The following is a 9,311-nucleotide window of genomic DNA, read 5'->3' as shown; positions in this document are numbered from 1 at the left end:
CGCCAGATAGTCCGCGAGCCTCGCACCACCGGGCAGCGTTGCTTCCGTTCTTGCCATCTTCAAGCTCTTCTTGTCGTTGCAGGCGCTTGAAAGTTAACACAAATTCGACTTTGTTAACAGTATTGGGTCTAGCCCTAGTACTCTAGGATACAGAGGCCGCCGTTTTAGTCGGTCGAATAGACCAGACCGCTTGCATCTACGAACACATCGCACGATTGAATCACGTTCGCGCGATTTGGTCTGTGGTCCATCAACTGCGACGGCTGCGGCGGCACAAAGGCCGCGACTTAGACGGGCCGACACGGTCTGCCAGCTTACCGAACACCAGCGCCAGCATACACATGATGATGCTCGTCACGAAGACGCTATGCAAATGGCAATGGCAATGGCAATGGCAATGGCAATGGCAGCGGAAGCGGCATTAGCTTCCAGCGGTTACGACGTCAAGGAAATATCGCAAAGAGCGGGGATCCATGTACAACGATATACCGAAACCGTTTAGCGGATGAAGATACGGCAATACACAGTATCCCGCAACGGTCCTAGGGTCTGATTGCATTTGAAAAAATGTGTTTACAACCTGTCTTTTGCGCTACGAGACAGGGTGGTACGAACGTTACTGAGCGACGAAGTATGGAACAAAGTCCAAGTTATCCTGCCGGGCAAGGAAGACGACCGTGGCCGAACGGCATCCAACAATCGTTGGTTCCTCGAAGCAGTGCTATGGATTTCCCGAACCGGCAGTCCGTGGCGCGATCTTCCCGCGGAATTCGGCCGATGGCATACGGTATATATCCGCTTCTCGCGCTGGCGAAGCAAGGGTGTGTGGGCGCGGGTGGCGAATGCTTTGGCAGGCGAGACGGAAATCGAGCACATCCTGATCGATTCGACGATCGTGCGAGCGCACCAGCGTTCGGCCGCGGCCTTAAAAAAAGTGGGCCGCAAGCGCTCGGACGTTCTCGAGGTGGACTGAGCACCAACCTGCATCTGGCGGTGGATTCGAAAGGTCGCCCGTTGCGACTGATCTTCACTGAAGGACAGGTCGCAGACATCTCGTGCGCCGCGCAACTGGTCGAGCATCTGCGCACCGGAGCGGTGATCGCAGACAAGGGCTACGATGCTGACCACTTCGTGCAACGGATTCGGGCTACCCGTGCGAAGGTCGTGATTCTCCCGTGTTCGAATCGCAAGACAAAGCGACGCTACAACCGTGCGCTGTACGGTACACGCAACCTGGTCGAACGGTTTTTTAATCGCGTCAAGCATTTTCGCCGCGTCTCCACTCGATATGACAAGCTTGCCGAGAGCTATCTCGTCTTTGCATCGCTTGCCTGCGCGTTTGGGCCAGTCGTAAATGTGAACACTGCCTAGCATGCCGAAACATTCCGACGTGGAATAGCAGCTATTCGGATGTTGCCATTTACGTTATCCGTAATCCAAAATATGCTGGAAAAAAACCAAGGAGACGTGATGCAAAAAATAGGCTTCGGATGGGCGCTTGTTTGCACGAGTGCCATCTTTCAACCGGCGCACGCGGAAGCAAGCGCACTATCAGGCTACGAGATGCTTGTCACGAGCGCCTCATATGGTACCGGTGACCATAAGAACGGCGTTTTTAGGTTCGACGCCGTGACCGGAAAGTACCTTGGCACCTTCGGCTCAGGCGCGCAAATTACGGATCCACGTGGCATCCGCCTGACTCCTCAAGGTGATCGAGTGATGGTAAACAATGGCGACGATCGAATCCTCATGTTCAACGCTAAGACGGGTACGTTCGCCGGTCAGCTACCACTTTTCAAAAACTTGGACCCGGGTGGAAGCAAGTTCGGAAAAGACGGGCGTTACTATGTTGGCGCTCGAAAAAGTAAAAGTATAGTAGCGTTCGATTTGGTGAAAATGTCGAGCCCCGAAACGTTCGAGCACGAAACTTACGTTAAGTACCCGCGAGGCTTGGCTGTCACCTCCGCTGGCAAGGTCTACCTTGCCAGCGGAACCGATCCGGCGACTGGTCAAGGACAGAATACGATCTTACGCTTTTGGCCAAACGGAAGATTAGATGAGACTTTCAAAGTTGATGATCCCGGCCTGAGTCCTACCGACACAGAGGTGGGCCCCAACGGCGATCTCTTCTCAGGCAGCGAACGTCCGTTTAACGATCCGAGTGCCAACACCACCGTTCGTGAATATGACGAGCGGACTGGCGCATTGAAGCAAGTCTTCGACGCGGGTTACGACGTAGACGGACACAGAGTTACCGAGAGGCCCCGGGGGATAACCTTCGGGCCCGACGGAGACTTGTACTCAGCTGGACGAAATAACATCGTGCGCTACAGGTTGTCGACCGGCAAATTCGATAAGGTCGTAGTGTCAAGCCCTGGCATTAATGCTCAATCAATAATTTTCATTCCTAAAATGCCATCGGCTCGTCAGCCCTGAGGCGAATCAGAAAAGCGTGCGGGGACTTTAAGCCCTAACGGGCCACGGCCCGCATACCAACTTCACATCACACTGTAGGAGAAAAGAAAAATGCCGTCACTCTTTAATGCTGGGACAGTTGGGGACATGAAGATTCCGAACCGAATCGTTATGGCGCCCTTAACTAGGTGTCGCGCAGGAGAAGGCGACGTGCCGGTCGTGACCAACACGAAGTATTACGCCCAACGTGCCAGCGCCGCGTTTATCATCACCGAAGCGACAAATATCAGCCCGCGATCATGTGCTTTCGAGCACGCACCTGGTATCTGGTCCCAGGATCAGGTCAAGGGATGGCGGGGAGTTACGAAAGCAGTTCACGAAGCTGGCGGCCGCATCTTCTTGCAACTTTGGCATTGTGGCCGGGTTGGCGCAGAGGGTATTCTCGACGGCGCGCAACCGTTGTCACCGTCCGGTGTAAACGACGATCTCGACGCGTTGCAAGTCTACGGGCTCTTGAAGAACGGCAGCTATGTGCGCATCGCCGCCACACCGTCTCGGGCCATGACAATCAGTGAAATTCGAGAAGCGGTAAACGAATATAGGACCGCTGCTAGGAATGCGATTGACGGAGGTTGCGATGGTGTCGAAGTACACATTGCTAACGGCTACTTGTTGCACCAGTTCCTGTCTCCGACAATCAACATTCGCGAAGACGAGTACGGTGGATCGGTAGAAAATCGGGCGCGCATCGTTCGTGAGGTTCTTGAGGCCATTCGCTTCGAAGTTCCGATGAGCAAGGTAGGAGTACGGATATCTCCGACCGCCGCATATAATAACGTTCGGGATCCGAATCCTCGCGAAACCTATGAGTACGTTTCTCAAATCTTTCAAGAGTTCGGTGTTGCATACGTTCATATCTGCGACATCAACGCTTGGGCTGGTGCGCCGGATCTTCCGGAACTTCTCGATATGGTGAAGCCGCACTATCAGGGGCCCATTATCGCTAATGCCGGGATCACGCCCGAGGCTGCGGAAGACCTAATCGCTGACGGCAAAGTTGACGCGGTTGCGTTCGGCCGCATGTTTTTGGCCAATCCAGATCTTCCTGCACGAATTTCGAATGGCGGCCCGTACAACGAGCTTCGATACACCGGACTGTACGGTGGTGGCGAAACAGGCTACACGGACTACCCCGTTCTTGAGGCCGTGTCGGCCTAGTTAATCAAACGCAAGGATCCGCTACCGCAAACCGATCTAACGATCGACGTCGAATCAGTTCGCTGCTCGTTAAGCCGAAAGTTGAAGCCGTCGGTAGCGGTTCCTAGGAAGATGCAAAAAAAAGCTTGTCAGAAGAATCCGTCATGACACGATCAGCGAGATGCGGCGGGACGCGCAAAAACTGGTTACCCCGCCCTTGCTTGAGGTCTTGCGGCAAGTCCAGCAGCCGTTCTTCACCCCAATTTATGATCTGGTGTCGCCCGATCTCTCGATGGGACGAATCGCTCTTGTAGGCAATGCAGCCGTCGTCGCACGGCCGCACGTCGGTTATGGAACCTCCCAAGGCCGCGGGTGATGCCCTTGCACTCGCTCAGTGTTGGGCACCGGCACCGATCTGGAAGGAAGTTTGCGGGCGTACTCCGCGCTCCGTAGACCATTTGGTATTAAGTGCTACGAAAGGGGCCGCCAGCTTGGCGCGTGCCTGACGGGGGACGGTTCAATAAATGAGCGAGAAAAAACTGAATCCGAGGAGCTTCACAGCATAGGCGGAGTACCTCGGCATATCGCCAGCGGAGAATTCCTTAGCATGTGACCGGTCAGACGGGATCTTAAGCGGCGCATTTCGGCAGTATGCCGAACTACGTCGACGTTCGGGATTCGTTGCTACGAAAGAGGGCGTCAACTGGGTTCCTGGTTGACTGGCCAGGAGCCTGCCAACGAGAGGGAGCTGTCGGAAGCGCACGAACTCTATACAGTGGGAGGGATATTCCGGCACATCGCCAGTGGCTAATTCCTCTTGGCGTAATCGTCGTCGCTTTATCGAGGCATTAGCCACTTCGAACTCTGTCGCCATCCGCTCAAGGGACCGATTTATGAGCGTTCATGAACTACCAGCGCCAGACTATGCACACAACATGCGTTTGATGGGCCATTCAGAGCAAGCGGGCCGACCCGATGGTGTTCACTTGATGGTTGAAAAGGGGCATGCGTATGTGGGCCACATGTTTTGATAGCGAGGCGCCGGGTCCGAGACCGCTTTTGGTCTCGCAGCAGTCAGAGGCGCCGAGTGCTCACGGACGGCCATGGCGGATGGGATGTGACGAGCGAGGGCGGCGAAGCCTCACAATCCGCAACATTACGAGAGGCGGTTGACGATCGCGAAGAAAGATCGTTCTGAGATTGTCTGAACGTAAAGTTCCAATAAAAAAGTAGGAAACCTAAATGATTAGAAAATGCATAGGTCCAGCTTTTCTCTCTAGTATCGTCTCTGTTCCCGCGTTCTCGCAAAGTAGCGTCACGCTGTACGGCGTCATTGACGCTGGCATTACGTATACGAACAACTCGGCAGGACACAGTCTTTGGCAGACGCAAAGCAGTATCGCGCAAGGCAGTCGCTGGGGACTGAAAGGAACGGAGAACCTTGGCAGTGGCGTCAAGGCAATCTTCCAGCTTGAGAACGGCCTTAACGTCTTCAATGGAAAGATGAGCCAGGGTGGCCTTGAGTTCGGTCGCCAGGCATATGTTGGTCTGGCGAGCCAGACTATGGGTACGCTGACCCTCGGTCGTCAGTATGATCCATTCGTCGATATCATTCAGCCGCTCACATTTAACTCATCGGGAGCGCTGTTCTCGCGCCCGAGCGATATTGACAACTCCAATAACGGCTTTCGCGTGAATGACGCCGTCAAGTACGTGACGCCAACGTGGAATGGATTGTCCGTAGAAGCGATGTACGCGCTCGGCGGGGTTGCAGGAAGTTTTGGCCGGAACAGCACGATCTCGGCTGGAGCGAGCTATTCCAATGGTGGGCTGTACCTTGGAGCGGCCTATTTCTACGCGAAGAATCCAGCTTCACAATTCCCCGAAGGGAATTTTCAGCCTGGTGCTGCGAAACCAGGCGTCTCTAATGGACTAGGGGCGTTTGGTTACGTTGGTAGCCCAAGTAATATGCAGACATTTGGCGTTGGTGGAACGTACATTGTTGGACAGGCTCGGATCGGTTTGGACTTCACGAACGTCAGATTCCAGGATTCCAACGGATTGCAAGGCAACACGGTAAGGTTTGGTAATTACGAGGTCTGGGCACAGTATTACGTAACGTCGGCAACGACGTTGGGGGGGGGCTACACCTTCACAGATGGGAAGGTTGATTTTAATGGCGCAAAGCCGAAGTACAGTCAGTTTAACTTGATGGCAGATTACTTCATATCGAAACGCACGGATGTATACCTGATGGGCATCTATCAAAAGGCATTCGGCGGCGCAAACGCTGACATCTACCAGGGCGTCGCTGGGCAGCAGTCAAGCACAAGGTCACAGATAGTTGGGCGAATCGGCATTCGCCACAAGTTCTGAGTGCGCCGCGAGATCAGCGGTAAGCGAGAGTGAACGACGTAGCGCCGGTCGCTGCGTTACCCATTTCGGCACGGCAGGGTGAGAGGTTCTGATTTCCCCTTCGGAAGGCCGGACGCGGCATGCACCGTACGCGAAGACGACAGATCAACCGGTAGCCTTGTCCGCGTGTTCCGGGCGGATCCGAATATGAGCTTTCATCGTCCTCGGGGCCTGCGCTCCGGTCCTGGAGGACATTTGTTTTGCGTCGCTCGGGATACGTCATTGCGTTCGACTTCGTCGACGGACGCTGCCTGGGCCCCGTTATCGATATGCCAAGGTTAAACGGCCAGGCAATGCTTTCTTTGCTTGAGTCAGCCGGGTGAGGCGGACGTCGCGCTCATCGCTTGACGTCCACGGCTCACCCGCCAACAACGATCAGGCAGGCAGTTGCGGAGCAGCGGGGAAGTCGACCGTCACGCGAGTCGTCGAATGCAGATAGTTGGTCACCGTCTTGTCGCCGATGACGACGATCGCGTCGACCAGATTAGCCTTGGTCCAGCCAGCGGCGAAGAAGGCAGCGACCAGTGCCTGGTCCGCTTGTCCGCGGTTGATCGCGATGTTCTTGACGAGTCTCGCCAATGCGTCGAACTTCGCGTCGAAGCTTGCCTTGCCACTGCGGATCTCAAGGATCTGCTCATCGGTGAAACCGCTCATCTTGCCAATGACGGTGTGGGCCGCGAGGCAGTATTCGCAGGCGTTCACCTGGCTGACGACGAGGTTGACGATTTCGCGTGCCTTGCCGCTAATGCTGCTCTCCGCGTTCTGGAAGGCGAGGTAGCTGCCGAGCGCATTCTCGGAATGGGCGAGCGTAGCGTAGAGATTGGGCACCATGCCAAGGCCGCTCTTGAGGTTGTCGAAGATGGCCTGATTGGCCGGGGAAACTTCGTCGCGGGTGGGGACGTTGATGGTGGTCATGCTGGTTCTCCTGGGTTGAAAAAACGACGTGATAAGTGGGTTAGCCGACGCGTTATTGCGCGGTGTAACCGCCGTCTACTGCAATGGACTGTCCGGTGAGGTAGCGCGCCTTGTCGCTGGCAAGAAACACGATGGTTTGAGCGATCTCTTCCGGGGCAGCGGCGCGTCGCGCCGGTATCGTTGCAAGGAAGCCCGCTTTGCCACCTCGCTGCCGCCGACGAAATGATCGAGCATCTCGGTGGCCACAGGGCTGGGCGCCACAGCGTTGACGCGCACGCCGGCGGCGCCTTCGAGGGCTGCGCTCTTCGTGAGACCAACGACCGCGTGCGTGCCATGACTGCACTTTGACTGATTCCAACCGGTTGATCTAGCCGCTTTGAAGGAATATCATCAAGTCCCGTTTGGAATAGGTTGAGCGTTAATGGACAAGTTGCAGACCATGAGGACCTTCGTGCGCGTTGTCGAAGCAGGTAGCTTTTCGGCGGTCGCGCGCGAGTCTGACACAACCCAGAGCGCCGTGAGCAAACAGGTCGCGGCGCTGGAGCGCGAGCTTGGGGCACGATTGCTGACGCGCACGACGCGCTCACTCGCGCTGACCGAAGACGGCGAGCGTTACTTCGAACAGGTGCGGCGCCTCGTGACGGAGATTGCGGAGGCCGAGAGCACGTTGCAACGCGGCGAGCAGCAACTGACAGGGTGGCTGCGAGTCGCGGCGTCGGTGGGGTTCGGGCGCCTTAAACTCATGCCGACGATTCAGTCATTTCTGGCCGCACATGGCGGCGTAAAGATCGACCTGAGGCTTCACGACGGCTTCATCGACCTGGTTGAACAGGGGATCGACGTGGCGGTGCGTATCGGCGACTTGCCAGACAGCGGCCTGATCGCGAGGCGCGTGGGGACAACCTACCGGATGCTCGTCGCCCATCGCAGTTACCTGCGTTCATTAACCAAGGGGACAAGAGCACCCACTATTCCTGAAGACCTTTCCCAGCACAACTGCATTGTCTACACGGAACAGCCCATGCGTAATCACTGGAATTTTACGGCGGGCCCGGGAACGTCTGAACCTGCAGGAACGACGCGCATCGTGCGTGTCGAAGGCAACCTGCAAACCAACAGCAGCGAAGTCATGAGAGCTTCGGTCCTGGCTGGAATGGGCATTGGCTATTCACCGACGTGGCTTTTCGATCAGGAACTGGCGAGCGGCGAGGTCCAGCAACTCCTGCCGGATTGGACGCCGCCCGCCATCCCCGTCCATGTGGTGAGCCCTCGTGAGCGTAGGCATTCGGCCAAGGTCAAAGCCTTCGTCGAGTACGTCAGCCAGGAGATGGCCAGCGAGTAAATGCGCTGAATGTCTGCAGTGCGTTTGATGAACGGTCATTTGGCGGTGCCTCGCCATTTTCCCATTATGTTGAGGGTTGTTCTAGGTTGTGTCGCGATAAGTTCGGCGAGGCGAGAGAATTCCGCGATGGTACGGAATCCTTATTCAACCAGCGAATAGAACTGAGCAGCAGCGGTTCGGGTAACGCCGTTGTCCTTCATCTGACCTTTCCTGATCATATGCATCGTCTCAATGCCTGACAGGATGATGCGGGCACACCGGAAATCCTTGAAACCCATCATGGGCCTGGCTCGGCGTTTGATCGCCCGATGATCCTGTTCGACGGCGATGTTCAAATACTTGACCTGCCGGACCTTGATGGGCGTTTTCCGCTCAGCGTTGATGGCCTGAAGGGCGGCAAGACTGGCCCCGCTTTTATCCATGGTCACGGTCTCAGGCGCGCCGTTCCGATCGATGGCTTTCTCGAAATAGCGGCGCGCGGCAGCCTTGTTGCGATGCGCCCGCAACAGGAAATCGACCGTATTGGGGTAATCGTCCTTTTCGTGCAATTTCTTGCGGTCATCGCCCGCAGAGCCCCGTCCAGCGGGGATCTCCTGTGCTGCAACATTCCTTCGAAACACACATTCACCAAGTCCCTGATAAATAAGCGTTCTTAGACACTAGCCGCCAGAAATTGCACGAAAAGGACGATTACCCCGTGACGCGCTGCCCAGACTGAGCCAGATGGCGCGCGCGTCAGTCTGGACGGCGTCTAAGACTGCCGGGCCAACCGCAAGGCCATTTTCAACCGGGGCATGGTTCCCAACATTCCGGAAAACCCGCGCGGGCGCAAGAGAGCAAAGCGCGGTCGCAAGCAGGGCTTCGACCCGGCCATCTTCGAGGAGCGCTTCTGGACCATTGGAGAGTGAACCAAACCGTGGGAGGTCAATTCACGCCGCTCGGCGCGCACTCGGCGAGTTTGCAGCCGCAGAAGTCTTGGTCAACACGGCAAGTTTCTTAACCGAGAATTCTTCGTTGAGAACAGCAA

General features: G+C 56.1%; 7 protein-coding genes and 1 pseudogene. 5 read left to right on the top strand and 3 right to left on the bottom strand.

What is annotated here, in order from left to right:
* Positions 1-604 precede the first annotated feature (604 nt).
* The 4 genes from GNZ13_RS51375 (at position 605) to GNZ13_RS51360 (ending at position 5,988) form a co-directional block, all read left to right on the top strand.
* Positions 605-1,371, top strand: a protein-coding gene (locus GNZ13_RS51375; protein ID WP_172179092.1) for an IS5 family transposase whose coding sequence is annotated in 2 segments (ribosomal slippage) — positions 605-935 and positions 935-1,371 — 768 coding nt in all. Because the reading frame shifts where the segments join, the coding sequence is not laid out codon by codon here.
* 39 nt (positions 1,372-1,410) lie between these two features.
* Complete coding sequence (locus GNZ13_RS51370; RefSeq protein ID WP_172179091.1) at positions 1,411-2,436, top strand: Vgb family protein; 1,026 nt, start codon at positions 1,411-1,413, stop codon at positions 2,434-2,436.
* 90 nt (positions 2,437-2,526) lie between these two features.
* Positions 2,527-3,633, top strand: a complete 1,107-nt coding sequence (locus tag GNZ13_RS51365; RefSeq protein WP_172179090.1) for an alkene reductase — start codon at positions 2,527-2,529, stop codon at positions 3,631-3,633.
* A gap of 1,221 nt (positions 3,634-4,854) precedes the next feature.
* Positions 4,855-5,988, top strand: coding sequence for a porin (locus GNZ13_RS51360; RefSeq protein WP_172179089.1), 1,134 nt, complete (start codon positions 4,855-4,857; stop codon positions 5,986-5,988).
* A gap of 414 nt (positions 5,989-6,402) precedes the next feature.
* Here GNZ13_RS51360 and GNZ13_RS51355 read toward each other — a convergent pair whose 3' ends face one another.
* Both GNZ13_RS51355 and GNZ13_RS53720 read right to left on the bottom strand, forming a co-directional pair.
* Entirely contained in the window at positions 6,403-6,942 is a 540-nt protein-coding gene (locus tag GNZ13_RS51355) for a carboxymuconolactone decarboxylase family protein (protein WP_172179088.1), read from the bottom strand.
* A gap of 52 nt (positions 6,943-6,994) precedes the next feature.
* Positions 6,995-7,087: an SDR family oxidoreductase gene (locus tag GNZ13_RS53720; RefSeq protein WP_328807435.1), complete on the bottom strand. Its 93-nt coding sequence runs from the start codon at positions 7,085-7,087 to the stop codon at positions 6,995-6,997.
* Between the two features lie 276 nt (positions 7,088-7,363).
* Here GNZ13_RS53720 and GNZ13_RS51345 point away from each other — a divergent pair, with 276 nt between their 5' ends.
* Positions 7,364-8,284, top strand: coding sequence for a LysR family transcriptional regulator (locus GNZ13_RS51345; RefSeq protein ID WP_172179087.1), 921 nt, complete (start codon positions 7,364-7,366; stop codon positions 8,282-8,284).
* A gap of 140 nt (positions 8,285-8,424) precedes the next feature.
* On the opposite strand, the pseudogene GNZ13_RS51340 reads toward GNZ13_RS51345, so the two are convergent.
* Positions 8,425-8,820: pseudogene (locus tag GNZ13_RS51340) on the bottom strand (IS6 family transposase); the annotation flags it as partial.
* Positions 8,821-9,311 lie beyond the last annotated feature (491 nt).

Origin of the sequence: Paraburkholderia elongata (assembly GCF_013177735.1) — a bacterium.
Classification (GTDB): domain Bacteria; phylum Pseudomonadota; class Gammaproteobacteria; order Burkholderiales; family Burkholderiaceae; genus Paraburkholderia; species Paraburkholderia elongata.
This window is presented reverse-complemented; position numbering and strand designations above follow the sequence as displayed.

What these genes read in the sequence shown, in the direction of transcription:
- GNZ13_RS51345 (WP_172179087.1), top strand. Translation starts at nt 7,364, where the DNA reads ATGGACAAGTTGCAGACCATGAGGACCTTCGTGCGCGTTGTCGAAGCA.
- GNZ13_RS51370 (WP_172179091.1), top strand. Translation starts at nt 1,411, where the DNA reads ATGTTGCCATTTACGTTATCCGTAATCCAAAATATGCTGGAAAAAAAC.
- GNZ13_RS51355 (WP_172179088.1), bottom strand. Translation starts at nt 6,942, where the DNA reads ATGACCACCATCAACGTCCCCACCCGCGACGAAGTTTCCCCGGCCAAT.
- GNZ13_RS51360 (WP_172179089.1), top strand. Translation starts at nt 4,855, where the DNA reads ATGATTAGAAAATGCATAGGTCCAGCTTTTCTCTCTAGTATCGTCTCT.
- GNZ13_RS51365 (WP_172179090.1), top strand. Translation starts at nt 2,527, where the DNA reads ATGCCGTCACTCTTTAATGCTGGGACAGTTGGGGACATGAAGATTCCG.